This window comes from Microbacterium sp. UNCCL10 (assembly GCF_000746195.1).
Classification (GTDB): domain Bacteria; phylum Actinomycetota; class Actinomycetes; order Actinomycetales; family Microbacteriaceae; genus Microbacterium; species Microbacterium saccharophilum.
Map to the genome: position 1 here is coordinate 656,522 of NZ_JQKT01000007.1, position 26,481 is coordinate 683,002.

A 26,481-nucleotide genomic window follows, 5' to 3' on the forward strand; every position below is an offset into this window, starting at 1 on the left:
CACCGACGCCGCCGCGCAGCGGCAGATGCTGGACGGTCTCGGGTACGACAGCCTCGACGCGCTCGTGCAGCGCGCGGTCCCGGCATCCATCCACGTCGCGCCCGTGCGCGACAGCGTCATCCCGCCGGCGGCGAGCGAAGCCGAGGCGCTCGCCGAGCTCCGCGGTCTCGCCGCGCTCAACCGGCCCGCCCGCAGCCTCATCGGCCTGGGCTATTACGACACCGTCACGCCGTCGGTGATCGCCCGGAACGTGCTGGAGAACCCCTCCTGGTACACCGCGTACACGCCGTACCAGCCGGAGATCTCGCAGGGGCGCCTGGAGGCGCTCATCAACTTCCAGACCATGGTCACCGACCTGACCGGTCTCGCGACGGCGGGCGCGTCGATGCTCGACGAGTCCACGGCCGTCGTGGAGGGGATGCTGCTCGCCCGCCGGGCGTCGAAGTCGCGCTCGGACGTCTTCCTCGTCGACGCCGATGCGCTCCCGCAGACGAAGGCCCTCCTCGCGCACCGGGCGGCGGCCCTCGGCATCCGGCTGCACGAGACGGCGTACGACCAGTCGCCGCCGCCGGAGGACATCGACGTGTTCGGCGCGTTCGTGCAGTACCCCGGCGCCACCGGGCGCGTGTGGGACCCGTCCGAGGTCATCGCCGCCGTGCAGGCGCAGGGCGGACTCGTCGTGGTCGCCGCGGACCTGCTCGCACTGACGCTCCTGCGCTCGCCCGGATCGCTCGGCGCCGACATCGCCGTCGGCACGACGCAGCGCTTCGGTGTGCCGATGGGCTTCGGTGGCCCGCACGCCGGCTACCTCGCCGTCCGTGCGGGTCTCGAGCGCCAGCTGCCCGGCCGCCTCGTCGGCGTCTCGCAGGACGCCGCAGGCCACCCCGCCTACCGTCTGTCGCTGCAGACCCGCGAGCAGCACATCCGCCGCGAGAAGGCCACGAGCAACATCTGCACGGCGCAGGTGCTGCTGGCCGTCATGGCGTCGATGTACGCCGTGTATCACGGCCCGGACGGGCTCCGCGCGATCGCGCAGGACGTCGCCGGCAAGGCGGTCCTGCTGCGCGACTGGCTCGTCGCCGCGGGCCACGAGGTGCTGCACGACGACTTCTTCGACACCGTCGTCGTCCGTGCGCCCGGACGCGCGGGGGAGCTCGTCGAGCTCGCCCGCGGCCGCGGTTTCCAGCTGTGGTTCCGCGACAGCGACTCCGTCGGCATCTCGGTCGACGAGACGACGACGATCGACGAGCTGCACGCCCTTGTGCAGGCGTTCGACGGCCAGGACATGCGGGCGTTCGCCGTCGCCACGGAGACGGCCGTGCCGGCGAACCTGCGCCGCGACGACGAGTACCTCACGCATCCCGTCTTCAACACGCACCGCTCCGAGACGGCGATGATGCGCTATCTCAAGCAGCTCGCCGACCGCGACTACGCGCTGGACCGCGGCATGATCCCGCTCGGGTCCTGCACCATGAAGCTCAACGCCGCCACCGAGATGGCGGCGGTGTCGTGGCCCGAGTTCGCCCGCGTGCACCCGTTCGCGCCCGCCGAGGACGTCGCGGGCTACCTCGTCATGATCGAGCAGCTCGAGTCCTGGCTCGCCGAGGTCACCGGCTACGACGCCGTCTCGCTGCAGCCCAACGCCGGCTCGCAGGGCGAGCTCGCCGGACTCCTCGCGATCCGCGGCTTCCATCACGCACGCGGCGAAGCGCACCGGGACGTGTGCCTCATCCCGTCGTCCGCGCACGGCACGAACGCGGCGTCGGCCGTGCTGGCCGGCATGAGCGTCGTCGTCGTCGCCTGCGACGAGGCGGGCAACGTCGACCTCGCCGACCTGCGCGCGAAGATCGCGGCGCACGCGGACCGTCTCGCGGCGCTCATGATCACCTACCCGTCCACGCACGGCGTGTACGAGCACGACGTGCGGGAGATCACCGGCGCCGTCCACGACGCCGGCGGCCAGGTCTACGTCGACGGCGCGAACCTCAACGCCCTCCTCGGCTTCGCGCGCTTCGGCGACCTGGGCGGCGACGTGTCGCACCTCAACCTGCACAAGACGTTCGCGATCCCGCACGGCGGCGGCGGCCCGGGCGTCGGCCCCGTCGCGGCCAAGGCGCACCTCGCGCCGTACCTGCCGAGCCACCCGCTCGCGCAGCGCGCCGAGCACGCCGGCGGGTTCGTCTTCGACGGCGGACCCGTCTCGGCGGCGCCTTACGGCTCCGCATCCATCCTGCCGATCTCGTGGGCGTACGTGCGGATGATGGGGGCGGACGGACTGCGGGACGCGACCGGCGCCGCCGTGCTCGCCGCCAACCACATCGCGCACCGCCTGCAGGCGCACTACCCCGTGCTGTACGCCGGTGCGGGCGGGCTCGTGGCGCACGAGTGCATCCTCGATCTCCGGCCGCTCAAGGAGCAGACCGGCATCACCGTCGACGACGTCGCGAAGCGGCTCATCGACTACGGCTTCCACGCGCCGACGATGTCGTTCCCGGTCGCCGGTACGCTTATGGTGGAGCCCACCGAATCGGAGGACCTCGGCGAGATCGAGCGGTTCATCGAGGCGATGGTCGCGATCCGCGCGGAAGCGGATGCCGTCGCCGCCGGCGAGTGGCCCGCGGATGACAACCCGCTCGTGAACGCCCCGCACACGGCGGAATCCGTCGTCGTGGGGGAGTGGGCCCACCCGTACAGCCGCGAGCGCGCCGTCTTCCCCGTGCGGGCCCAGATGCGGTCGAAGTACTGGCCGCCCGTCCGCCGCATCGACAACGCGTACGGCGACCGGAACCTCGTCTGCGCCTGCCCCCCGCCGGAGGCCTTCGCGTAGTCGCGGCGCCGGCGGGTTTGACGCGGCGCGGAATCCTGTGTGCAATACATCGCATGCCCATCCCCGCGACGTCCGGCTCGCTCGGCCGCTCCCTCCTCCGTGACGACGTGCACACCCGCCTCCGGGACGCGATCGTCGACGGCACCTTCGCGCCGGGGGAGAACCTCAAGGACGGCGACCTCGCGGAGTGGCTCGGCGTGAGCCGCACGCCCGTCCGGGAGGCGCTGCTGCGTCTCGCCGAGAGTGGGCTCGTCGTCGCGCGCCCCGGCCGGTCGACGGCCGTCGCGGAACTCGAGGAGGACGCCGTCCGCGACGCCCGCGACGTCGTCGCGGCGATGCATGCCCTCGCCGCCCGCACCGCCGTCCCCGCCCTGTCGGAGGAGCACCTCGACCGGATGCGGGACGCCAACGCCCGGTTCCGCGCGGCGCTCGCGGCGGAGGACGCCGTCGCGGCCGTGGCCGCCGACGACGACTTCCATGACGTGCTCGTTCGGGCGTCCGGCAACGACGCGCTCGTCGCCGTCCTCGACCGGTACAGCCCGGTCCTCCGCCGCGCCGAGGTGCTGCGCTTCCTGTCGCTGGACCGCTTCACGTCGCTCGAGCGCCACGAGCAGCTGATCGCGGTGTGCGCCGCCCGTGACGCCGACGCGGCATCCGCGCTGGTGTTCCGAACGTGGCACAGCCTGCCGGTGCCCGGCGGGGGCTCAGGAGGATGACGGCGTCGGGGACGGTGTGGGGCCGACCGGCGGAGCGAACACGCCGGGCAGCAGCGCGGCGGCGAGGGGATACCCCACGAAGGCGACGACGTCGATGACGACGTGTGCGATCACCAGCGGCATGACCCGGCCCCAGCGCTGGTAGGCCCATCCGAACACGATGCCCATCGCGGCGTTGCCGATGATCGAGCCGAACCCTTGGTACGCGTGGTAGGCGCCGCGCAGCGCCGCCGTGGACAGGATGATCGTCCACGTGCCCCAGCCGAGGCGTCGCAGCCGATCGAAGAGGTAGCCGAGGAGGATCACCTCCTCCGTGAGGCCCGCCCGGAGCGCGGCCAGCAGCAGCAGCGGGATGGTCCACCACGAGGGGTCGAGCGGTGACGCGTTGACCTGCACCGTGATCCCGAGCGCACGACCCGCCGCGTAGAGCGCGAGCCCTGGCACCCCGATCACGAGGACGAACAGGAGGCCGGCCCCCAGATCGCGCCCGAACATGCGGAAGTCGAGCCCGATCCGGCGCAGCGCCGAGACGCCGGGCTCCCACAGCAGGTAGACGGCGAGCACGATGGGCGCGAACGCGAAGAGCTGGCTGAGGAACTGGGAGAGCACATCCCAGAACTCCTGCGCGCTCGCCCCCGGGTTCAGCGAGGTCTGCTGATCGCCCAGGGCGACGTCGCGCGTGAGGGCCTGGACGAGCGCGACGACCGAGTAGACCGCCGAGCGCCCGATCGAGAGCGCGAGGACGATCGCGATCTCCCACCACAGCCGCGTCCGGCCGGTACCGACGGGCCAGGCGGGGGCGGACGGCGGTGCGGGCACGTTGTCAGATTGCCACATCATGCGCACGCTGAGTAAAGAGCATGTAACGCTTTGCGCTTTGGTTTTGATCAGTGATGCCGCTTTGCCTATGGTTTCCTCATCCGTGTTCAGCGAATGCCACAGGCCTTCGCAGAGAACACATATCCCTGCACAGGAGGAATCAGAGTGAAGATCACACGTCTGGTCGCGGGTGTGGGCGTTGTGGCTGTGGGAGCTCTCGTGCTCTCCGGCTGCACCCCGCCGCGCGAGTCGGAGGTCATCGAGGGGACGAGCATCACCGTCGCCTGGAACGACTTCTATTACGCATGGAACGACGGGCTCGCCGACACCAACGCGACGTCGAACGCCGTCGTCAACTACATGGCCAAGTCGGGCTTCTCGTACTACGACGCCGACAGCGAACTGGTGCAGGACACCGAGTTCGGCACGTACGAGCTCGTCTCCGAAGACCCGCTGACGGTCAAGTACACGATCAACGACGGCGTGAAGTGGACCGACGGCACCCCCGTCGACGCCGCCGACCTCCTCCTGCAGTGGGCCGCCAACACGACCCACCTCCAGGACGGCGAAGGCACCGTCGACGAGGAGACCGGTGAGCTCACCGGCCAGAGCGGCACGTTCTGGAACACGGGCGCGTCCGAGGACTACGGCCTCGACCTCGTCTCGGAGACCCCGGAGATCGGCGACGACGGCCGCTCGATCACGATGACCTACGACGAGTTCTACGTCGACTGGGAGCTCGCCCTCACCGGCGCCGAGGTCGCCGCGCACGGCACCGTCATGCTCGCGTACCCGGACGAGTACAAGGAGGGCGACGAGGAGAAGGCCAAGGACGACCTCGTCAAGGCCATCCAGGACAAGGACCTCGAGTGGCTCGCGCCGGTCTCGAAGTCGTACAACCAGGACTACAAGTTCTCCTCCGGCACGCCGGAGAACCCGCTGCAGCTCCTCGGCAACGGCCCGTACATGATCACCGAGATCAACGCGACGGACGGTTACACGACCCTCGAGGCGAACCCCGACTACACGTGGGGCCCGTCGCCGAAGTACGAAACCATCACGGTCCGTGTCATCCCCGACATGCAGGCGCAGATCACGGCGCTGGAGAACGGCGAGATCTCGATCGCGTCCGGCCAGCCCACCGCTGACATCGCCAGCCTGCTCGAGGCCGGCGTCCCCGGCGTCGAGTACGAAGGCTCCCCGGAGGGCACCTACGAGCACGTCGACCTCCAGGTCACCAACGGCGGCCCGTTCGACCCGGCCACCTACGGCGGCGACGCTGAGAAGGCCCTCAAGGTCCGTCAGGCGTTCCTCTCGATCATCCCCCGCCAGGAGATCCTCGAGAAGCTCATCCAGCCGCTGCAGCCGGACGCCGAGCTGCGCAACTCGCAGATCTTCCTCCCGGGCACGCCCGGTGCGGAGGCCGCTGCCGAGGTCAACGGCTACCCGGAGATGACCGAGCCCGACGTCGACGGCGCGAAGGCGCTGCTGGCTGAGGCCGGCGCCACCAACCCGACCGTCCGTCTGCTGTTCTCGAACACCAACGAGCGCCGCAAGCAGGAGTTCCTGCTCATCCAGCCGTACGCCGAGGCAGCGGGCTTCACGCTCGTCGACGCGTCGCGTCAGGACTGGGGCACGGCGCTCGGCACCGCGACGAGCGAGTACGACGCAGCCCTGTTCGGCTGGCAGTCCACCTCGACCGCCGTGGGCGAGTCGGCGGCGAACTACCAGACCGGTGGCCTGAACAACTACTACGGCTGGTCGGTCCCCGAGCTCGACGACATCTTCGACGAGCTCGCCGGCACGGCGGACGTGGACGAGCAGGTGAAGCTCCAGGCCGAGGCCGAGCGCATCATCGGCGAGCAGGCCTGGTCGGTTCCGATCTTCCAGTTCCCCGGCATCACCGCCTGGAGCGAAGACACGACCGGCGTGGTTCCCGGCTTCCTGAGCCCGACCTACTTCTGGAACTTCTGGGAGTGGGCTCCGGCGGACGCCGCAGCGGAGTAAATCCTGAGGACCATCAGGTAAAACCCGTACAGGAGGGGGCGCCGGCACGCCGGCGCCCCCTTCCCCTGGGCATGAGGCATCGCGAACCGGTGCCGTAATGTCTTACGTTGGGCCTTCACCCGGGCTCACGAGAGAGGGAACCACTCGAACGTGTTCAGCTACATCGTCCGCCGCCTCATCGCAGCGGTGCTCATCGTCTTCGCGGCGAGCTATCTCATCTACATCCTCGCCGCCTACGCCGGCGACCCCCTCGAGGACCTGCGCCAGTCCACCGCGCCGAACCGTGACGCGCTCATCGCGGCGAAGATCTCGCAGCTCAACCTCGACGTGCCACCCCCGCTCCGCTACTTCATCTGGCTGGGCGGCGTCCTGAAGATGTTCATCGGTGACATCGACCTCGGATTCAACATCAAGGGCCAGGAAGTGGCCGCCCAGGTCGGCATCGGCATCGGCCAGACCGTCCAGCTCGTGACCGCGGCAACGGTGCTCGCGATCCTGCTGGGCATCTCGATCGGCATGGCCACGGCCCTGCGGCAGTACAGCGGCTTCGACTACTCGGTCACCTTCGTCGCGTTCCTCTTCTTCTCCCTCCCGGTCTTCTGGGTCGCGCAGCTGCTGAAGATGTACGTCGCCATCGGCTTCAACAACTTCCTCGCAGATCCCGTCCTCGCGCCATGGGTCGTGGTCATAGCGGCGGTGGTGCTCGGATTCGTCTGGGCGAGCATCGTCGGCGGGGCGGCGCGGAAGTACTTCCTCAACTTCGGCGTCGCGACCCTCGTCGTCGGTGCCGGCCTGTTCTTCGTCCTGTACACCGGCTGGCTCGACACGCCGCAGCTCGGCATCCTCGGCATCCTGCTGATCGGCGTCGCGGCCGCGTTCGCCGTCGTGTTCGTGACGGCCGGCTTCTCCAACCGCAAGGTGATCTACACGGCGCTGACCGTCGCGGTGGCCGGCGCCGCGCTGTGGTTCCCCTTCAACTACCTCTTCTTCTACGTCCCGAACTACCTGTCGTGGCTCATCGTGTTCGCCGTCATGATCGGCATCGCGATCGGCGCGGCCTACATCTTCGGCGGCGACGAACGCGCGTCGTCGGTCCGTGCGGGCATCATCACGGCGGTCGTGTCGTCGATCCTGATCCTCGTCGACCGGATCATGCAGTACTGGCCGGACTACGTCTCGCTCACCAAGGGGCGTCCGATCGCGACGATCGGGGCCTCGACCCCGAACCTCAAGGGGTCGGTCTGGATCCAGACGCTCGACCAGTTCACGCACCTCCTGCTGCCGACCCTCGCGCTCATGCTGCTGTCGCTGGCCGCGTGGAGCCGCTACTCCCGCGCGAGCCTCCTGGAGGTCATGAACCAGGACTACGTGCGCACGGCGCGGGCGAAGGGCCTGAGCGAGCGCACCGTCATCATGCGGCACGCCTTCCGCAACGCCATGATCCCGATCACGACGCTCATCGCGTTCGAGATCGGCGGCATCATCGGCGGCGCGGCGATCACGGAGACGGTGTTCGGCTGGAACGGCGTCGGACGCATGTTCGTGCAGGCGATCCTCCAGGTCGACCTCAACACCGTGATGGCGATCTTCCTCATCACGAGCATCGTGACGATCGTCTTCAACCTCATCGCCGACCTCACGTACTCGGCGCTCGACCCCCGGATCCGGGTGAACTGACATGGCACGCAAAGAACCGACTCCCACGTCCTCGATCAACGAGGTCCTGACGATCGAGCAGCGCGAGGTCGAAGGCCTCAGCCAGGGCACGATCGTCCGCCGCCGCTTCTTCCGGCACCGCGGCGCGCTGTCCGCGATGGTCGCGCTCGGCCTCATGGCGATCCTCATCTACTCCTCCGTCGGATTCGACATCTTCGGCCTGAAGATCCCGGGCTGGTACCCGCACACCTACCTCGACCGCTTCGACGTCGCCCTGCCGGGCGGCGCCCCGACCTGGGTGCTCCCGTTCGACTTCGGCGCGTTCCCGTTCGGTCAGGATGAGATCGGCCGCGACATCTTCGCGCTCGTCATGCGCGGGGCGCAACAGTCCATCATCGTGATGCTCCTGTACGGGCTCGTCGCCGGCGTCCTCGGCATCGTCATCGGCGCCGTCGCCGGCTTCTACCGGGGTTGGGTCGACGCGGTCCTGATGCGTTTCACCGACATCATCATCATCGTCCCGTTCCTCATCCTCGCCGCCGTCATCGGCCGCGCCACGGGTGAGTTCGGCGCCCCCGTCCTCGCGATCGCGCTGGGCCTGTTCGGCTGGACGGCGCTCGCGCGACTCGTCCGCGGCGAGTTCCTCTCGCTCCGCGAGCGCGAGTTCGTCGACGCGGCCCGGGTCGCCGGCGCCGCGAACACGCACATCCTGTTCAAGCACATCCTGCCCAACGCCATGGGCGTCGTGATCGTCGCCATCTCGCTGCTCATGTCCGGCGCCATCCTCACCGAGGCGGCCCTGAGCTTCCTCGGCGTCGGAGTGAAGAGCCCCGACGTGTCGCTCGGCCAGATCCTCAACCAGTACCAGGGCGCCTTCGCCTCGCGGCCGTGGCTGTTCTGGTGGCCGGGTCTGTTCATCATCGCGATCGCGCTGTGCGTCAACTTCATCGGCGACGGCCTCCGCGACGCGTTCGACCCGCGCCAGCGCCGCATGCCCGGGAAGAAGGGCCCGTACCGCCAGGTCTTCGACAAGGTCTTCCGCCGCGACGCGGAGACCGTCGAGCCGGACGCCGGCGCGGCGGAGCCCGTGCTCGGTGCGAAGGGGCGGGGCTAGTGTCAGCCGCCCAGCAGCACCGCGGCGGCGGCGAGCAGCAGCACGACGGCGCTGACGGCCGTCAGAACGGGATGCCGCGTCACCGTGACGCGCGCGGTCTCGTCGCGGCGGATGCCGTGGCGCTCGCGACGCTCCAGCTCCCGGCGGATCACCGTCGCGGGCGCGCCGGAGGCGGTCGTCACGGCGTCGCCGGGGCGAGCCGACCCGGCCTCGCGCACCGCGCGGGGAGTGTCGCGCCACGACTCGTGGTCGCCGGCGCGCGGACGCCGCGTGCCGGAGCGGATGGCGGACGCGCCGCCCGGCGCGGGTGCGCCCCACGCCGACCAGACGCGGCCCTCGGCGCGCACCTGCAGCGAGTAACGCGTGTCGACGTCCTCGATCGCATCGAACGGGATGTCCACGTCGCTCAGCAGGTTCCGCAGGACCACGCCGCGCGCATCGGTCACGACGCACGGCCGCCAGTAGGCGAGCCACACGAACCAGGCCAGCGCGCCCAGCAGGGCGACAGGGACCGCACCCGCGCCGGTGAGCACCGAGGCGACGATCCCCGCGGCGGCGATCGCCCACATCACCACCGTCAGCACGATGCCGAACATCGATCGGAAGACGATGGGCTCGGCCGGCTGCTGCACACTCATGACTTCATGCTTTCACGACCCACGGGAGAGGACGGTGCCTCGGTATGAGCACGGTCGACATCACTGACGAGCTCGCGCACTCCACGGAGAAGGATGCGCCGATCATCGAGGTCTCCGGCCTCGCGGTCGACTTCTGGGTCAACGGCGAATGGGTCAATGCGGTCCGCGACATGGACTACGTCGTGCACCCCGGCGAGGTGCTCGCCATCGTCGGCGAGTCCGGCTCCGGCAAGTCGGTCAGCAGCATGTCCCTCCTGGGACTGCTTCCGCCGAACTCCCGCTCGCGCGGCAGCGTCAAGCTCAACGGTCTCGAGATCCTCAACGCCCCCACGGAGAACCTCCGGAAGGTGCGCGGCAACAAGATCGCCGTCATCTTCCAGGAGCCCATGACGGCGCTGAACCCCGTGTACCGGATCGGGTTCCAGATCGTCGAGTCGATCCGCGTGCACAGCCACATGCCGCCGCACCAGGCGAAGGAGCGCGCGCTCGAGCTCCTGCGCCTCGTGGAGATGCCCGACCCGCAGAAGGCGTTCGACTCCTTCCCGCACCAGCTCTCCGGCGGTCAGCGCCAGCGCGCCATGATCGCGCAGGCCATCTCGTGCGACCCCGACCTGCTCATCGCGGACGAGCCGACGACGGCGCTCGACGTCACGATCCAGGCGGAGATCCTCGAGCTGCTGCGCAACCTCCACAAGCGCCTCAACAGCGCCATCGTGATCATCACGCACGACCTCGGCGTCGTCGCCGACCTCGCCGACAACGTCATCGTCATGCGCACCGGCGACGTCGTCGAGCGCGGCACCGTGCACAAGATCTTCGACGAGCCCGAGCACCCGTACACGCAGGAGCTGCTCGCCGCGGTCCCGCGCCTGGGCTACACGAGCGAGGGCAAGACGGTCCGCGCCGGCACCCCCGTCCTCGAGCTGCGCGACGCGGTCATCGAGTACCCGGGCCGCCGCCGCGTCCCCGCCTTCCGCGCGGTCGACCAGGTCAGCTTCTCCATCCACCCCGGCGAGATCGTCGGCCTCGTGGGGGAGTCGGGCTCCGGGAAGACCACGGTCGCCCGCGGCGCCATCGGCCTGCTGCCCTTCAAGGAGGGTTCGGCGAAGGTCGAGGGCGTGGAGATGGTGGGCATCAAGCCCGGCGACCTCCGCGAGCTCCGCAAGAACATCGGCATCGTCTTCCAGGACCCGGGCTCGTCGCTGAACCCGCGCTGGCCCGTCGGGGAGTCCATCGGCGAGCCGCTGAAGCTCCTCGGGGACTTCACCGACAAGGAGATCGGCGTCCGGGTGGAGGAGCTGCTCGACCAGGTCGAGCTGCCCCGCTCCTTCCGCAACCGCTACCCGCACGAGCTGTCCGGCGGCCAGCGTCAGCGCATCGGCATCGCCCGGGCGCTCGCGCTCAAGCCGAACCTGCTCATCGCCGACGAGCCCACGAGCGCGCTCGACGTGTCGGTGCAGGCGCGCGTGCTCGACCTCCTCGAGGAGATCCAGGCCGAACTCGGCTTCGCTTGCCTGTTCGTCAGCCACGACCTCGCCGTCGTCGACCGCCTGGCCGACCGCATCGTGGTGATGAACCACGGCAAGCTCGTCGAGGAGGGGACGCCCGACCAGATCCTCCGGAACCCGCAGCAGGCGTACACGAAGCGCCTCATCGCGGCGATCCCGGTCCCGGACCCGACCGAGCAGGCCGTGCGCCGCGAGGAGCGGCGCCGCGTGCTGGACGAGCTGAAGGCCTCCGGGGTGCAGGTCGACGACGACGAGACGCCCTCGCGGCCCGTCGCCGGCGGCGTGTCGGGAGAGCCCGGTCTGCCGCCGGAGCTGCCGCACGCGTAGTCGCTGACGGCGGATTCAGCATCGCCGAGTAGAATGGAACGTCGGCATCCCGGCGCACCCCCATTCTGCTTAGGAACATCTTCATGGCGCATGCCCTCCGTCCGGACCTCCGCAACGTCGCAATCGTCGCGCACGTCGACCACGGCAAGACGACCCTCGTCGACGCCATGCTGCGCCAGACGGGCTCCTTCGGCTCGCACGAGCACATGGAGGAGCGCGCCATGGACTCCAACGACCTCGAGCGCGAAAAGGGCATCACGATCCTCGCCAAGAACACGGCGATCACCTACTCCGGCCTCCACGCGACCGACGGCCCCGTCACGATCAACGTGATCGACACGCCCGGTCACGCCGACTTCGGCGGCGAGGTCGAGCGCGGCCTGTCCATGGTCGACGGCGTCGTGCTGCTCGTCGACGCGAGCGAGGGTCCGCTGCCGCAGACCCGCTTCGTGCTGCGCAAGGCCCTCGAGGCGAAGCTCCCCGTCATCCTGCTGGTCAACAAGACCGACCGCCCCGACGCCCGCATCGCCGAGGTCGAGGAGGAGGCGCACGACCTGCTGCTGGGCCTCGCGTCCGACCTCGTCGACGACGTGCCCGACCTCGACGTCGACGCGCTGCTCGACGTGCCCGTCGTGTACGCGTCGGGCCGCGCCGGCGCCGCATCGCGCAACCGCCCCGCCAACGGCGAGCTGCCCGACAACGGCGACCTCGAGCCGCTGTTCGAGGCGATCCTCCAGCACGTGCCGGCTCCCGCGTACGACGACGAGGCGCCGCTGCAGGCGTGGGTCACGAACCTCGACTCCTCGCCGTTCCTCGGCCGCCTCGCGCTGCTGCGCGTCTTCAACGGCACCCTCAAGAAGGGCCAGACCGTCGCCTGGGTGCGCTCGGACGGCACGACCAGCAACGCCCGGATCACGGAGCTGCTGAAGACCCGTGCCCTGGACCGCTACCCGGCGGAGAGCGCCGGCCCCGGCGACATCGTCGCGATCGCCGGCTTCGAGGACATCACGATCGGCGAGACCATCGCCGACCCCGACGACATCCGTCCCCTCCCGGCCATCACGGTCGACGACCCCGCCATCTCCATGACGATCGGGACGAACACCTCCCCGCTCGTCGGGAAGGTGAAGGGCCACAAGCTCACGGCGCGCATGGTGAAGGACCGCCTCGACCGGGAGCTCATCGGCAACGTCTCGCTCAAGGTCGTCGACATCGGCCGTCCGGACGCGTGGGAGGTGCAGGGCCGCGGCGAGCTCGCCCTCGCGATCCTCGTCGAGAACATGCGCCGCGAGGGCTTCGAGCTCACCGTCGGCAAGCCGCAGGTGGTCACGAAGAAGGTCGACGGCAAGACCTACGAGCCGTTCGAGCACCTCACGATCGACGCGCCCGAGGAGTACCTCGGCGCCATCACGCAGCTGCTCGCCGCCCGCAAGGGCCGCATGGAGAACATGACGAACCACGGCACCGGCTGGGTGCGCATGGAGTTCGTCGTCCCCTCCCGCGGCCTCATCGGCTTCCGCACGGAGTTCCTCACGACCACGCGCGGCACCGGCATCGCCAACGCCATCTCGCACGGCTACGAGCCGTGGGCAGGTCAGATCGTGACGCGCCAGAACGGCTCGATCGTCGCCGACCGCAGCGGCGTCGTCACCCCGTTCGCGATCATCGCGCTGCAGGAGCGCATGTCGTTCTTCGTGCAGCCCACGCAGGAGGTCTACGAGGGCATGGTCATCGGCGAGAACTCCCGCGCCGACGACATGGACGTCAACATCACGAAGGAGAAGAAGCTCACCAACATGCGCTCTTCCACCTCGGACTCCTTCGAGTCGATGACGCCCCCGCGGCAGCTGTCCCTCGAGGAGAGCCTCGAGTTCGCCCGCGACGACGAGTGCGTCGAGGTGACCCCGGAGATCGTGCGCATCCGCAAGGTCGAGCTCGACGCGACCGCCCGCGGCCGCGCCACGGCGCGGCTGAAGCGCCAGGACGCGAACGCCTGATCGGGGATGCCGGCCGAACGCGACGAGGCACGCCGCGCCTGGCGTGACGGTCTCGGCGTGGCACTCGCCACGAGCGCGTACGGCGTGTCCTTCGGCGCGCTCGCGGTGGCATCCGGACTCGATGTCTGGCAGACCTGCGTCCTGAGCCTCCTCATGTTCACGGGAGGGTCGCAGTTCGCCTTCGTCGGCGTCATCGGCGCGGGCGGCCTCGCCGCCGCGCCCGCCGCGATCGCGTCGGCGGGTCTCCTGGGGGCCCGCAACATCGCCTACGGGCTGCGGATGTCGCCGGTCGTCGGGGAGGGCTTCTGGCGGCGCGCGGCCGCGGCGCAGTTCACGATCGACGAGTCCACGGCGGTCTCCCTCGCGCAGGCCTCGCTCCCCGCCCGGCGGATCGGGTTCTGGGTCACCGGCATCGGGATCTACCTCGGCTGGAACCTCTCGACCCTCGCCGGCGCCCTCCTCGGCGACGTGCTGGGCGATGTGCGCGCGTACGGATTGGATGCCGCCGCCGCGGCGGCCTTCCTTGCGCTGCTCTGGCCGCGCCTCCGACGCCGGCAGGCGATCGCCGTCGGGGTCGCCGCGGCCGTCGTCGCGACGGCCGTGACGCCCGTGCTGATGCCCGGGCTGCCGGTCCTCCTCGCCGCCGTCGTCGCCGTCGTCGTCGGCTGGACGAACTGGCTGGGAGCGGGGGAGCCGCCCGGCGCCGAGCCGGACGACGTCCCGGAGCGGGAGGGGCTGCCGTGACCCTCTGGAACGCCGTCCTCGTGGCGTCCATCGTGTGCGTCGCCCTCAAGACGCTCGGCTACCTCATCCCGCCCCGCTGGTTCGAGGCGCCGACGCCGTCGCGCATCACCGACCTGCTCACCGTCGCCCTCCTCGCGGCCCTCGTGGCCGTCCAGACCCTCGGCGCCGGTCAGGACGTCGTCGTCGACGCGCGGGTCCCTGCCCTGCTGGCCGCGGCGGGCCTCCTCCTGCTGCGGGCGCCCTTCCTCGTCGTCGTGATCGCCGCCGCCGTCGTCGCGGCGCTCCTGCGGCTGTGGGGATGGGCGGCCTGAGCGCCGCCTAGACTGACGCGGTGGGTGTGTCGATGAACGGGTCGGTGGCGCGTGTGGGGACCTGGGCCGTCGCCCTCCTGACCGGCGCGGTGTACGGCGTGGCGGGCACCGTCGGCCAGGCCGCGCAGTGGGGCTGGTTCCCGCTCGGACTCCTCGTCGCCGTGGTCGGCATCGGCGCGCTCCTGCTCGCGGTGCGTCTGCTGACTTCCGACCGCTGGGCGGCGCTCGCGACCGGCCTCGGGGCCATGGTCGCGACGCTCGTCTTCTCCGGGCGCGGTCCGGGGGGCTCCGTCGTCGTCCCCGCGCCGGAGGACGGGCAGCTCTCCACAGGCATCGTCTGGACCCTCGCCGTGCCGATCATCGTCGCGATCGTCGTCGCGTGGCCGTCGACGACCCGCCCCTCGACCACGAACTAGACTGGTCCCCGTGACGTATGTGATCGCCCTCCCGTGCGTGGATGTCAAGGACCGAGCCTGCATCGACGAGTGCCCCGTCGACTGCATCTACGAAGGCGAACGGTCGCTGTACATCCACCCCGACGAGTGCGTCGACTGCGGCGCCTGCGAGCCCGTGTGCCCCGTCGAGGCGATCTACTACGAGGACGACCTGCCCGACGAGTGGCAGGACTACTACACCGCCAACGTCGAGTTCTTCCAGGACATCGGCTCGCCGGGCGGCGCCGCCAAGGTCGGCGTCATCGCGAAGGATCACCCCGTGATCGCCGCGCTCCCTCCGCAGAGCCACTGAGTCCCGCCGTGGCCGTCAGCGACCTCGCCGACTACCCGTGGGATGCCGTCGCCCCCTACGCCCGCACCGCGCGGGCGCACCCGGACGGCATTGTCGACCTCTCGATCGGCTCGCCCGTCGACCCGACGCCGGATGTCGTGGCGGACGCCCTGCGCGCCGCCACCGACGCGCACGCCTATCCGCAGACCGTCGGCACGCCCGCCCTGCGTGAAGCCGTCGTCGCCTGGTACGCGCGGCGGCGCGGCGTCCCCGGGCTGAGCGTCGACCAGGTGCTGCCCACGGTCGGATCGAAGGAGCTCGTCGCGCTGCTGCCGCTCCTCCTCGGGCTCGGCGCCGGCGACGTCGTCGTGCACCCCCGTGCCGCCTACCCGACCTACGAGGTGGGTGCGCGTCTCGTCGGCGCGACGCCCCTCCCCGGCGACGACCCTGCCGACTGGCCCGCCGGCACGCGCCTCGTGTGGCTGAACTCGCCGGGCAACCCGGACGGCCGGGTCCTCGGCGTGGCGGACCTCCGCGCGGCCGTCCGGCGCGCGCGGGAACTCGGCGCGGTGCTGGCCTCCGACGAGTGCTACGCCGAGCTCGGCTGGGACGGCGAGTGGGCGCAAACCCCCGTGCCGAGCATCCTCGACCCGCGCGTCACGGACGGCGATGCCACCGGCATCCTGTCGGTGTACTCGCTCAGCAAGCAGTCGAACCTGGCCGGCTACCGCGCGGCCTTCCTCGCCGGCGACCGCGCCATCGTCGCGCGCCTGCTGACGGCCCGGAAGCACCTCGGACTCATGCTGCCGGCGCCCGTGCAAGCCGCCATGACGGCGGCGCTCGGCGACGACGCGCATGTCGCGGCGCAGAAGGAGCTGTACCGCGCCCGCCGCGCCGTCCTCCGCCCCGCCGTCGAGGCCGCAGGGCTGCGCATCGACCACAGCGAGGGCGGGCTGTACCTCTGGGCGACCGCGGGGGAGGATGCCTGGGCCACCATGGGGCGCCTCGCCGAACGCGGCATCCTCGCCGGGCCCGGCCACTTCTACGGCACCGGCTTCCCGCAGCACGTGCGCTTCTCGCTGACCGCGAGCGACGAGCGGATCACCGCGGCAGCGGCGCGGCTGACCGCATCACCCCTCCGCGATTCGTAGGGAATCCACTACGCAATCGGCGTTCCTTTGGCGCCGAACGGAGTAGGCCCGCACGCGGACTAGGCTGTAATGAACCCCATCGGACGATCCAAGGAGGCTGCGTGAGCAACGCGGACACCCCTCAGATGGCCACCGTCACCGTCGGTGACCGGACCGCGCAGCTGCCGGTCCTGCCGGGTACCGCGGGTGTCCCGAGCGTCGACTTCTCCACCTTCACGAAGCAGACCGGGCACACGACCCTCGACTACGGGTTCGTGAACACCTCGGCCACGAAGTCGGCCATCACCTACATCGACGGCGACCAGGGGATCCTCCGCTACCGCGGCTACCCGATCGAGCAGCTCGCGAAGAACTCGACCTACCTCGAGATCGCCTGGCTGCTGCTCTACGGCGAGCTGCCGACGGCCGACGAGCTCGGCGAGTTCGACGAGAAGATCCGGCGCCACACCCTGCTGCACGAGGACCTGAAGCGCTTCTTCTCCGCCCTCCCGCACACGGCCCACCCCATGTCGATGCTGTCCGCCGCGACCGCCGCCCTCTCCACGTACTACGAGGGCCAGTCCGACCCGAACAACCCCGAGCACGTCGAGCTGAACACCATCCGCCTGCTCGCGAAGCTGCCGGTGATCGCCGCCTACGCGCACAAGAAGAGCATCGGCCAGGCGTTCCTGTACCCGGACAACTCGATGAGCTTCGTGGACAACTTCCTCAAGCTCAACTTCGGCGTCCTCGCCGAGCCGTACGAGGTCGACCCGGTCATGTCCCGCGCCCTGGAGCGCCTCCTCATCCTGCACGAGGACCACGAGCAGAACGCGTCGACGTCGACCGTGCGGCTCGTCGGCTCCACCGGCGCGAACCAGTTCTCCTCCGTCTCGGCCGGCATCAACGCCCTGTACGGCCCGCTGCACGGCGGCGCCAACGAGGCCGTGCTCGACATGCTCGCGCGCATCCGCGACTCCGGCGAGAGCGTCCAGCGCTTCGTCGAGCGGGTCAAGAACAAGGAGGACGGGGTCAAGCTCATGGGCTTCGGCCACCGCGTCTACAAGAACTACGACCCGCGCGCGAAGCTCGTCAAGGAGTCCGCCGACGAGGTCCTCGAAGCCCTCGGCGTCAACGACCCGCTGCTGGACCTGGCGAAGGAGCTGGAGGAGCTCGCGCTCAGCGACGACTACTTCAAGGAGCGCCGCCTCTACCCGAACGTCGACTTCTACACCGGCGTGATCTACAAGGCGATGGGCTTCCCGACGCGCATGTTCACGGTGCTCTTCGCGATCGGCCGGCTCCCGGGCTGGCTCGCGCACTGGCGCGAGATGCAGTACGACCCGCAGACGAAGATCGGCCGTCCGCAGCAGCTCTACGTGGGCGCGCCCGCCCGCGACTACCCCGGCGCGGTCTGACTCAGTCCGCCGCCGCGTCGCCCAGGAGGTGCGCTGCCCGGTCCGGGACGTAGCCGGACAGCTCGATGGGCGGCCGCACGTAGCCCCGCGGCTCGGGCCGTGGCGGGATCTCGATCGGCGGCCGGGTGACCTCGCGGTACGGGATCTGGTCGAGCAGGTGCGTGATCATGTTGATCCGTCCGCGCCGCTTGTCCTCGTTGTCGACCTCGTGCCACGGGGCCTCGGGGATGTCGGTGTGCACGAACATGGCGTCCTTCGCCCGCGAGTAGTCCTCCCACTTCGTGATCGACAGCACGTCGTTCGGGCTCAGCTTCCAGCGGCGCATCGGGTCGTCGTTGCGCGAGCGGAACCGGCGCTCCTGCTCGACGTCGGAGACGCTGAACCAGTACTTCAGCAGCAGGATGCCGTCCTCGACGAGCATCCGCTCGAAGATCGGCGCCTGGTGGAGGAACCGGTGGTACTCGGCGTCGCTGCAGAACCCCATGACGCGCTCGACACCGGCCCGGTTGTACCAGGACCGGTCCATCAGCACGATCTCGCCGGCGGCGGGCAGGTGCGCGATGTAGCGCTGGAAGTACCACTGCGTCCGCTCCCGCTCCGTGGGGGTCGGGAGCGCGACGATCCGGGTGACGCGGGGATTCAGGTACTGCGCGACGCGGCTGATCGTCGAGCCCTTCCCGGCGGCATCGCGTCCTTCGAAGATCACCACGACGCGCGCGCCGGTGTCCTGGACCCAGGCCTGCATGTCCACGAGGCGGGCCTGCAGGCGCGCCAGCTCCGCCTCGTACAGGCGCTTGGGCAGCCTTCGTCTGGTCATTCCCCGAGCATAGGGCGGGGCGCCTCAGGCGTGCAGGGCCTCGTTGAGCGTGACGCCCACGCCCTCGCGGCGCACCGCCTCGACGGCGCCGGTCAGCGAGTTGCGGCGGAACAGCAGGCCGTTCTGCCCGGACAGCTGCGCGCCCTTGACGACGGGCCGGGAGCCGTCGTGCAGCGGCGGCTCGGCGCTCAGCACGATCTTCGTGCCGGCCGTGACGTACAGCCCCGCCTCCACGACGCAGTCGTCGCCGAGGGAGATGCCGATGCCGGCGTTCGCGCCGAGGAGCGTCCGGGCGCCGATCGACACGCGGTGCGCGCCCCCGCCGGAGAGCGTCCCCATGATGGATGCGCCGCCGCCGATGTCGCTGCCGTCGCCGACGACGACGCCCTGCGAGATGCGTCCCTCGACCATGGAGGCCCCGAGCGTCCCGGCGTTGAAGTTGACGAAGCCCTCGTGCATGACGGTCGTGCCGGGGGAGAGGTGGGCGCCCAGGCGCACGCGCGAGGCGTCGGCGATGCGCACGCCCGGGGGCGTCACGTAGTCGGTGAGGCGCGGGAACTTGTCCAGCCCCTGCACCTGGATGCCGGCGCGCTGCAGCCGCGGGCGCAGGCGCGCGGCGTCGTCGGGGTGCACGGGTCCCGCATTGGTCCACGCGATGTTCGGCAGGTGCCCGAAGATGCCGTCGAGGTTGACCTCGTTCGGGCGGACGAGGAGGTGCGAGAGGGCGTGCAGCCGGAGGTACGCATCGCTCGTGCCCGCGGGCGCGGCATCCAGGTCGATCTCCAGGACGACGACCTCGGTGACGACGGCGCGGCGCTCATCCGGCCCCGCGAGCGCCGCGAGGGAGGCCGTGTCGACGTCGGCGGGGGCGCGGCCGGCGGCGGGCTCCGGGAACCACGTGTCCAGGACGGTGCCGTTCGCACCGATCGTCGCCAGCCCCGCGCCCCACACCCAACGTCCGTCGCTCATCCCTCCAGGGTATCGGCCGCGGGAGCCGGGCACGCCCTCGGTAGACTCGACGCCATGCCCCGGCTCGACCTCACCGCCTCCTCCGTCGACCTGACGCGCGCGATCTGCGACATCCCGAGCGTGTCGGGGGAGGAGACCCCCCTCGCCGACGCGATCTTCGAGGCTGTGAGCGCGCTCGGGCACCTCGAGGTCTTCCGCGACGGGGACACGATCGTGGCGCGCACCCAGCTCGGGCGGGCCCAGCGGGTCGTGATCGCCGGTCACATCGACACCGTCCCGATCAACGCGAACGTCCCCACGCGCGACGTGACGGAGGACGGCACCGCGTACCTCTGGGGCCGCGGCACCGTCGACATGAAGGCGGGCGTCGCCGTGCAGCTGAAGCTCGCCGCCGAGCTCGCCGCGCCGCGCGTCGACCTCACCTGGATGTGGTACGACCACGAGGAGGTGGATGCCGACCTCAACGGCCTCACCCGCCTCGCCCGCACCCGCCCGGACCTGTTCGCGGGCGACTTTGCGATCCTCGGCGAGCCCTCGAACGGCCAGGTCGAAGGCGGCTGCAACGGCAATCTGCGCGCCCGCGTGCGCGCGACGGGCGTGCGCTCGCACAGCGCCCGCGCGTGGATCGGCGAGAACGCCATCCACAAGGCCGCCCCCATCCTCGCCCGTCTCGCCGAGTATCACCCGCGCGAGGTCGAGGTGGAGGGCCTCGTCTACCGCGAGGGCCTGAACGCCGTCCGCATCTCCGGCGGGGTCGCCGGCAACGTCATCCCCGACCTCTGCGAGGTGGAGGTCAACTACCGTTTCGCCCCGAGTCGCAGCGGCGAGGAGGCCGAAGCGCACGTACGGGACGTGTTCGCCGGCTTCGACGTCGAGATCACCGACCTCGCCGCCGGCGCGCGCCCGGGTCTGGACGCGCCGCTCGCGCAGGAGTTCGTGGCCGCCGTCGGGGCCGAGCCGCGCCCGAAGTACGGCTGGACCGATGTCGCGCGGTTCTCCGCCATGGGCGTTCCCGCCGTCAACTACGGCCCGGGCGACCCGCACCTCGCGCACCACGACGAGGAGCGGGTGCCGCTCGCGCAGATCGAGGACGTCGAGCGGGGCCTGCGGGCGTGGCTGACGGCGCCCTGACGGCGTCGCCTCCCGCCGGGACCCGGCCGGCGCTGCGCATCGCGATCGTCTACCTCGCGGCGCGGGCGCTCACGACCCTCTTCCTCCTCCTCGCCGCGGAGATCTCCGGCCCGGCATCCCGGTTCGGCGCGGACGCCACCGTCGGCTCCCTCTCGATGGGGTGGGACGCGCAGTGGTACTGGCTCGTCGCGACAGGAGGGTACCCGTCCGAGCTGCCGCGCGACGAGTCCGGCGCCGTCGCGGAGAACGCCTGGGCGTTCATGCCGGTCTACCCGGCGCTGGCCCGCATTCTCGGGCTCGTCACCGGCTACCCCGTCGCGGCCGTCCTCATCTCGCTCGTCGCGGGCTACCTCGCGTGCCTCGCGCTGCACGCACTGCTCCGGGGCCGCCTCGACAGCACCGCCGCGCTGTGGGCCGTCGCGCTCTTCGCGAGCGGCCCCCTCGCCGCGCTCTTCCAGATGGGCTACGCCGAGTCGCTGTTCCTGCTCTGGCTGCTCCTCGCGCTGCGGGCGCTGCAGCGGCGCCGCTTCGGGTGGCTGTACCTGCTCATTCCGCTGATGGGATACACCCGGCCGGGCGTGCTCGCGTTCGCGCTGCTGCTGGCCCTGTACGGCATCGCGCGGTGGGGGCGCCGCCGCCGCGATGCCCTCGGAGCCCGCGAGATCGTGCACATCGTCGCGCTCGGGCTCTTCTCCGCCGCCGTCGGGTTCTCCTGGCAGGTGATCGCGGGACTCGTCACGGGCGAGCCGGGGGCGTATCTGGAGACGGAGCTGTCCTGGCGCCGTTCCTGGACGGGTGACCCGGACGCCCCGTTCCGGCCGTTCGACGGCTTCGTGCAGGCCTCGGCGCTCTGGTTCCGGCTGTGGGGGCTGCCGCAGTGGTGGGGCTGGATATCCCTGGCGGCCTGCGTTCTCGCGGTGGCCGCGGCGCTGCTGTTCGCGCCGCAGGTGCGCGTTCTCGGCACGGAGATCCGGCTGTGGTCGGCGGCGTACCTCGTCTATCTGCTGGCGGTCTTCTTCCCGCAGTCGAGCCTCTTCCGCCTCCTCCTGCCGCTCGCGCCGCTGTACGGCGCCCTCGCCGTCCCCCGATCATGGGCATGGCGGGGCGGGATGCTGGCGCTCGGCCTTCTCGGGCAGTGGTGGTGGATCTACAACATGCTGGCGCTCGGGAACACCTACTACCAGATCCCCTGACGGCCCGCAGAGCGGCTGCCCGGGTACCCCGCGCGGCCGGTGTCCGCCATTCCCGCTAAACTTGACTGGGTAGTCCTACGACGAAAGGGAGCCGCAATGGCAGCCATGAAGCCGCGAACCGGTGACGGACCGATGGAGGCCGTGAAGGAGGGGCGCCTCATCATCGTGCGCGTCCCGCTCGAAGGCGGCGGCCGTCTGGTCGTGTCGGTGAACGACGAAGAGGCACGCGAGCTCCACGGCGTACTGGGTGGCGTCGTCGGAGCAGTCTGACAGAATCCGCACGCGACGGCCGGTCCTCGGACCGGCCGTTTCGTCATTCCCGGGGTGCTCCCGGGATGCCGGTCAGCGCGGCGTCGTGGTCGTCAGCTGCAGGAGACCCTCGCCGACGATCGACAGGGCGCCCAGGACGGCGGGCGAGGACTGCGTCTCCTGGATGAGCGAGCGGTAGGCGCTCGTGAGCGGGTCGCGCTTGACGGGGTCGGCGACGGCGCCGCCGGCGAGGACGCGCGGGACCAGCACGGTGCCGCCGGCGCGCACGAGGCGCAGGCCGTGCTCGACGTACTCGATGACCCCGTCCGCGTCGGCGTCGACCAGGACGATGTCGTAGGACGCCTCGTTCATGCGGGGGAGGACCTCCGCGGCGCGGCCCGTGATGAACCGCGCGCGGGCCGGCGGGATCTTCGCATCCGCGAACGCGGCGCGGGCGAGCGCCAGGTGCTCCGGCTCCTTGTCGATCGTCGTCAGGGTCGCGCGCGGCGAGCCGTGCAGGAGCCACAGTCCCGAGACGCCGCCGCCGGTGCCGATCTCCACGATGTTGAGGGCGTTCGTCGCCGCCGCGATCACGGCGATCTGCGCGCCGACGGGTGCGCTGATCGGGTCGGCGCCGATCTCGAGGGCGTGCGCACGCGCCCGCCCGATCGCGTCGGGTTCGATCGTCGCCTCTTCGGCGAACCTGCGGATCGCGTCGTTCTCGGCCATGCCTGGACCTCCGTGTTCAGCCTATGGCGCGCGCGGCGCTCGGGCCGAGAGGCGCACGGGTAACCTGGAGGCATGTTCTTCGGGCTCGACTGGGAGAAGTTCCTCCTCATCCTGGTCGTCGCCGCGCTCCTGGTCGGGCCGGAGCGGCTGCCGCGCTACGCCGAGGCCCTCGCCCGCCTGACGATGCGCGTGCGCGAGTGGCTGCAGGGCGCGAAGACCCGCGTCAAGGAGGAGATGGGCGAGGAGTTCGACGACGTCGAGTGGCGCAAGCTCGACCCGCGGCAGTACGACCCGCGACGCATCATCCGCGATGCCCTGCTCGAGGACGCGCCCGTCCCGACCGTCAAGGCGGTCAGCGCGGGGGCCGCGATCGCGGCCACCGCGCCCGCGCGCCCCGTGCCGGAGGTCACCGGCGACGTGCCGTTCGACTCCGAAGCGACCTGATCAGCGCGGCGCGACCGGCAGGGAGCGTCCCGCGAGCCCGCGCGGCGTCGCGGCGAGGACGGCGGCGATGCGGGTGATCTCCTGCGCGGCCGGATCGTCGGGGTCGGAGGCCACGACGGGTCTGCCGGCGTCGCCGCCCGCGCGGAGGGCCGGGCTCAGGGGGACCGAGCCGAGGAGCGGCACCGTCTCGGCATCCGTCGACAGCGCCGCCGCGACGGCGTCCCCGCCGCCCGAGCCGAAGAGGTCCAGCCGCGACCCGTCCGGGAGCGTCAGGGCGGCCATGTTCTCCACGACCCCGACGACCCGCTGGCCGGTCTGACGGGCCACGAGACCGCTCCGCACCGCGACGTCGGAGGCCGCCGCCTGCGGCGTCGTGACGACGAGGACGTCGGCGTGCGGGAGGAGCTGGCCGACCGAGATGGCGACGTCGCCGGTTCCGGGCGGCATGTCCAGGAGCAGGATGTCGAGGTCGCCGAAGAAGACGTCGGTGAGGAACTGGTTGACGGTGCGGTGCAGCATGGGCCCGCGCCACGCGACGGCGCCGGAGGCGGCGGGGGAGTCGCGGGGCAGGAACATGCCGATCGAGATGGTCTTCACGCCGTACGCCACCGGCGGCAGCATGAGGTCGTCGAGCCGCGTCGGCTGCGGGGGGCGGCCGTCGTCGCCGACGAGGCCGAGCAGGGCGGGGATGGAGAAGCCGTGCAGGTCGGCGTCGATGAGCCCGACCGCGAGCCCCCGGGCGGCCAGCGCGACAGCGAGGTTCGCCGTGAGGGTGGACTTGCCGACGCCGCCTTTGCCGCTCGTCACGGCGACGACCCGGGTCAGGGAGTCCGGGCCGAACGGCATGGCCCGCGCCGGCCGGCCGGCGCGGAGGCGCTCCGTGAGCGCGGAGCGCTCGGCGGGCGTCATGACGCCCAGCGCCACCTCGACCTCGTCGATCCCCGGGACCGCGGCCGCGGCGGCGCGGACGTCGCGCTCGATGCGGTCCGAGGCCGGGCAGCCCACGATCGTCAGCGCGACCTCGACGCGGGCCCGGGTGCCGGTCACGGCGACGCCGCGGATCATGTCGAGCTCCCCGAGCGGACGGCGCAGCTCCGGGTCGATGACCGCGGCCACCGCGCGCCGGACGGCGTCGCCGGGCGCCGTCATGGCCGCGCGGGGCGTTCGGTGCGCCCCGGCGCCGCGTCGCGCTCGTCCAGCTGCTCGAGGAGGCTCCGCAGCTCCTGGCGGAGGGTGTCCTTCGTGACGAGCTCGTTCGTCAGATCGCTGAGGCCCATGCGCAGCGCCACGACCTCGCGGGCCAGGTACTCCGTGTCGGCGAGGTTGCGCTCCGCGCGCTGGCGGTCCTGCTCGATCTGCACGCGGTCGCGGTCGTCCTGGCGGTTCTGCGCGAGGAGGATGAGGGGCGCGGCGTAGGAGGCCTGCAGCGACAGGATGAGGGTCAGCAGCGTGAAATTCGTCTCCGCCGGGTCGAATTGGTACGCGCGCGGCATGAGGATGTTCCATGCCAGCCACACCACGACGAAGAGCGTCATCCCGATGAGGAACCCGGACGTGCCCATGCCGCGTGCGAACGCCTCGGAGAAGCGACCGAACCGGTCGCGGGAGGGCTGCGACGAGCGGGTCAGCATCCCGGTGCGCCCGCGCGGCGCGTCCAGCGACACCTGACGGGGGTTGCGGGCCATCAGCGCCTCCTCGCCTTCGCGGCGGTGGTCCTCGGCGGCGTCGTCGCGGGGGCGAGGGCCTCCTCGTCGCCGTCGTGCGACCGCCAGTCCTCGGGCAGCAGGTAGTCCAGCACGTCGTCGACGCTCACGGCGCCGACGAGGCGGTGCGCCGGATCGACGACGGGCACCGAGACGAGGTTGTAGCTCGCGAGCAGGCGTGCCACCTCCGCGGCGGAGGCCGTCGAGGGCACCGCGTCGAGGCTGTCGTCGATGATCGCGCCCAGCCGCTCGTGCGGCGGGTAGCGCAGCATCTTCTGGAAGTGCACCGTCCCCAGCAGCCGGCCGGTGGGCGTCTCGTACGGCGGGAGCGTCACGAAGACGGCGGCGGCGAGGGCGGGATGCAGCTCGTGCCGGCGGATGAGCGCGAGCGCCTCGGCGACCGTCGCGTCGGCGGAGAGCACGATGGGCTCGCTCGTCATGAGACCGCCCGCGGTCTCCGGAGCGTACTTCAGGAGGGCGCGGACGTCCTCGGCCTCCTCGGGCTCCATGAGCTCGAGGAGCTCCTCGCGCTGCTCCTCGGTGAGCTGGGCGAGCACGTCGGCGGCGTCGTCGGGCTCCATGGCATCGAGGATGTCGGCGGCGCGCTCCTCGCCCAGGGCTTCCAGGATGTGCACCTGATCGTCCTCGGGCATCTCCTCCAGGGCGTCCGCGAGCCGGTCGTCCGGGAGCTCCTCGGCCACTTCGAGCAGTCGCTCCTCCGGGAGGTCGAGAAGCGTGTTGGCGAGGTCGGCGGGCTTCAGTTCGGAGTAGGTCGCGACGAGCTGCTCGGCGGACTGGGCTTCGCCGGGCACCTGGCTCTCCCGGACGTCGGACCAGGCCGCGAACGTCGTGGGGCCCTTCGCGAAGGGGGAGGCGCTCGTCTTGGGCTTGCGCAGGAACAGCTGGCCGATGTCCCACTCGCCGAGGCGGTCGCGCTCGATCCCGACGTCCTCGATGACGGCCTCGCCGGAGCCGTCGGTGAAGTACACGCGGCGCCCCAGCAGCTCGGACATGACGCGCACCTCGCCGCCGCGCTGCTGGAAGCGGCGCACGTTGATGAGGCCGGTCGTGATGACCTGACCCGTCGCGATCGAGGTGACGCGTCCGATGGAGAGGAAGACGTGCCGGCGGCCGGGGATCTCCACGACGAGCCCGACGACGCGCGGCGGATCGTCGCGGCGATAGATCACCACGACGTCGCGGACCTTGCCGAGCCGGTCGCCCGCAGGGTCGAAGACGGTGCAGCCGGTCAGGCGCGCCACGAAAACCCTCTGCGTACTCACCTCACCAGCGTAGACCGCCGCACCC

At 71.1% G+C, this 26,481-nt stretch carries 25 protein-coding genes; 17 read left to right on the forward strand and 8 right to left on the reverse strand.

All coding sequences use genetic code 11. The annotated features are described in order from the left end of the window. The first annotated feature begins 25 nt into the window (after positions 1–25). The gene (gene gcvP / locus BR85_RS03325) at positions 26–2,827 is read left to right on the forward strand and encodes an aminomethyl-transferring glycine dehydrogenase (RefSeq protein WP_231478606.1); all 2,802 of its coding nucleotides are present in this window, start codon (positions 26–28) and stop codon (positions 2,825–2,827) included. Between the two features lie 53 nt (positions 2,828–2,880). Then, complete coding sequence (locus tag BR85_RS03330; RefSeq protein WP_028495245.1) at positions 2,881–3,543, forward strand: GntR family transcriptional regulator; 663 nt, start codon at positions 2,881–2,883, stop codon at positions 3,541–3,543. On the opposite strand, the gene BR85_RS03335 is transcribed toward BR85_RS03330, so the two are convergent. Then, complete coding sequence (locus tag BR85_RS03335; RefSeq protein WP_028495246.1) at positions 3,532–4,380, reverse strand: CPBP family intramembrane glutamic endopeptidase; 849 nt, start codon at positions 4,378–4,380, stop codon at positions 3,532–3,534. The genes BR85_RS03330 and BR85_RS03335 overlap by 12 nt on opposite strands. Before the next feature lie 147 nt (positions 4,381–4,527). Between BR85_RS03335 and BR85_RS03340 the strand changes: the two genes are divergently transcribed. The 3 genes from BR85_RS03340 (at position 4,528) to BR85_RS03350 (ending at position 9,139) form a co-directional block, all read left to right on the forward strand. After that, complete coding sequence (locus BR85_RS03340; protein WP_028495247.1) at positions 4,528–6,369, forward strand: ABC transporter family substrate-binding protein; 1,842 nt, start codon at positions 4,528–4,530, stop codon at positions 6,367–6,369. 150 nt (positions 6,370–6,519) lie between these two features. Beyond that, positions 6,520–8,046, forward strand: coding sequence for an ABC transporter permease (locus BR85_RS03345; protein WP_028495248.1), 1,527 nt, complete (start codon positions 6,520–6,522; stop codon positions 8,044–8,046). Position 8,047: 1 nt separating this feature from the next. Further along, positions 8,048–9,139 carry an ABC transporter permease gene (locus BR85_RS03350; protein WP_081782647.1) on the forward strand — a complete coding sequence of 364 codons (1,092 nt, stop codon included), beginning with the start codon at positions 8,048–8,050 and terminating at the stop codon, positions 9,137–9,139. Positions 9,140–9,141: 2 nt separating this feature from the next. Here BR85_RS03350 and BR85_RS14830 read toward each other — a convergent pair whose 3' ends face one another. After that, complete coding sequence (locus BR85_RS14830) at positions 9,142–9,777, reverse strand: hypothetical protein (RefSeq protein WP_028495249.1); 636 nt, start codon at positions 9,775–9,777, stop codon at positions 9,142–9,144. 44 nt (positions 9,778–9,821) lie between these two features. On the opposite strand from BR85_RS14830, the gene BR85_RS03360 reads away from it, so the two are divergent. From BR85_RS03360 to BR85_RS03395, 8 genes are all read left to right on the forward strand, one after another. Then, complete coding sequence (locus BR85_RS03360) at positions 9,822–11,612, forward strand: ABC transporter ATP-binding protein (protein ID WP_081782648.1); 1,791 nt, start codon at positions 9,822–9,824, stop codon at positions 11,610–11,612. Positions 11,613–11,695: 83 nt separating this feature from the next. Beyond that, the gene (gene typA, locus BR85_RS03365) at positions 11,696–13,609 is read left to right on the forward strand and encodes a translational GTPase TypA (RefSeq protein ID WP_028495250.1); all 1,914 of its coding nucleotides are present in this window, start codon (positions 11,696–11,698) and stop codon (positions 13,607–13,609) included. Between the two features lie 6 nt (positions 13,610–13,615). Continuing rightward, positions 13,616–14,353, forward strand: coding sequence for an AzlC family ABC transporter permease (locus BR85_RS03370; RefSeq protein WP_028495251.1), 738 nt, complete (start codon positions 13,616–13,618; stop codon positions 14,351–14,353). Then, positions 14,350–14,664, forward strand: coding sequence for an AzlD domain-containing protein (locus BR85_RS03375; protein ID WP_028495252.1), 315 nt, complete (start codon positions 14,350–14,352; stop codon positions 14,662–14,664). The genes BR85_RS03370 and BR85_RS03375 overlap by 4 nt, the downstream gene beginning before the upstream one ends. Positions 14,665–14,684: 20 nt before the next feature. After that, positions 14,685–15,080 (forward strand): DUF6113 family protein, encoded by a 396-nt coding sequence (locus BR85_RS03380; protein WP_331280839.1) that lies wholly within the window; start codon positions 14,685–14,687, stop codon positions 15,078–15,080. A gap of 10 nt (positions 15,081–15,090) precedes the next feature. Beyond that, a complete protein-coding gene (gene fdxA, locus BR85_RS03385; RefSeq protein WP_028495254.1) occupies positions 15,091–15,411 on the forward strand; it encodes a ferredoxin in 321 nt (106 codons plus the stop codon). 8 nt (positions 15,412–15,419) lie between these two features. Beyond that, a complete protein-coding gene (gene dapC, locus BR85_RS03390; protein ID WP_028495255.1) occupies positions 15,420–16,541 on the forward strand; it encodes a succinyldiaminopimelate transaminase in 1,122 nt (373 codons plus the stop codon). Positions 16,542–16,642: 101 nt separating this feature from the next. Further along, on the forward strand, positions 16,643–17,938 hold the full coding sequence (locus BR85_RS03395) for a citrate synthase (protein ID WP_081782649.1): 1,296 nt from the start codon (positions 16,643–16,645) through the stop codon (positions 17,936–17,938). 1 nt (position 17,939) lies between these two features. Here BR85_RS03395 and ppk2 read toward each other — a convergent pair whose 3' ends face one another. Next, positions 17,940–18,755 carry a polyphosphate kinase 2 gene (ppk2, locus tag BR85_RS03400; RefSeq protein ID WP_197018582.1) on the reverse strand — a complete coding sequence of 272 codons (816 nt, stop codon included), beginning with the start codon at positions 18,753–18,755 and terminating at the stop codon, positions 17,940–17,942. 24 nt (positions 18,756–18,779) lie between these two features. After that, complete coding sequence (gene dapD, locus BR85_RS03405; RefSeq protein ID WP_028495258.1) at positions 18,780–19,724, reverse strand: 2,3,4,5-tetrahydropyridine-2,6-dicarboxylate N-succinyltransferase; 945 nt, start codon at positions 19,722–19,724, stop codon at positions 18,780–18,782. 54 nt (positions 19,725–19,778) lie between these two features. On the opposite strand from dapD, the gene dapE reads away from it, so the two are divergent. The 3 genes from dapE (at position 19,779) to BR85_RS15120 (ending at position 22,318) form a co-directional block, all read left to right on the forward strand. Further along, entirely contained in the window at positions 19,779–20,855 is a 1,077-nt protein-coding gene (dapE, locus tag BR85_RS03410; RefSeq protein ID WP_028495259.1) for a succinyl-diaminopimelate desuccinylase, read from the forward strand. Continuing rightward, the gene (locus BR85_RS03415) at positions 20,837–22,048 is read left to right on the forward strand and encodes a membrane protein (protein ID WP_028496167.1); all 1,212 of its coding nucleotides are present in this window, start codon (positions 20,837–20,839) and stop codon (positions 22,046–22,048) included. Before dapE ends, BR85_RS03415 begins: the two co-directional genes overlap by 19 nt. 96 nt (positions 22,049–22,144) lie before the next feature. Next, the gene (locus BR85_RS15120; RefSeq protein WP_081782650.1) at positions 22,145–22,318 is read left to right on the forward strand and encodes a DUF3117 domain-containing protein; all 174 of its coding nucleotides are present in this window, start codon (positions 22,145–22,147) and stop codon (positions 22,316–22,318) included. A 72-nt stretch (positions 22,319–22,390) separates the two neighbouring features. Here the strand turns inward: BR85_RS15120 and BR85_RS03420 are convergent, their stop codons facing one another. Beyond that, entirely contained in the window at positions 22,391–23,026 is a 636-nt protein-coding gene (locus tag BR85_RS03420) for an O-methyltransferase (RefSeq protein ID WP_028495260.1), read from the reverse strand. A 72-nt stretch (positions 23,027–23,098) separates the two neighbouring features. Between BR85_RS03420 and BR85_RS03425 the strand changes: the two genes are divergently transcribed. Then, the gene (locus BR85_RS03425) at positions 23,099–23,470 is read left to right on the forward strand and encodes a twin-arginine translocase TatA/TatE family subunit (RefSeq protein WP_028495261.1); all 372 of its coding nucleotides are present in this window, start codon (positions 23,099–23,101) and stop codon (positions 23,468–23,470) included. Here the strand turns inward: BR85_RS03425 and BR85_RS03430 are convergent, their stop codons facing one another. Genes BR85_RS03430 through BR85_RS03440 form a run of 3 tightly spaced genes read right to left on the reverse strand, consistent with a single transcriptional unit; the run spans position 23,471 to position 26,456 of the window. Then, complete coding sequence (locus BR85_RS03430) at positions 23,471–24,619, reverse strand: Mrp/NBP35 family ATP-binding protein (protein WP_028495262.1); 1,149 nt, start codon at positions 24,617–24,619, stop codon at positions 23,471–23,473. After that, positions 24,616–25,155: a DUF1003 domain-containing protein gene (locus tag BR85_RS03435; protein ID WP_028495263.1), complete on the reverse strand. Its 540-nt coding sequence runs from the start codon at positions 25,153–25,155 to the stop codon at positions 24,616–24,618. Before BR85_RS03435 ends, BR85_RS03430 begins: the two co-directional genes overlap by 4 nt. Next, positions 25,155–26,456: a magnesium transporter MgtE N-terminal domain-containing protein gene (locus BR85_RS03440; protein WP_036272196.1), complete on the reverse strand. Its 1,302-nt coding sequence runs from the start codon at positions 26,454–26,456 to the stop codon at positions 25,155–25,157. The genes BR85_RS03435 and BR85_RS03440 overlap by 1 nt, the downstream gene beginning before the upstream one ends. Between the last annotated feature and the right edge of the window lie 25 nt (positions 26,457–26,481).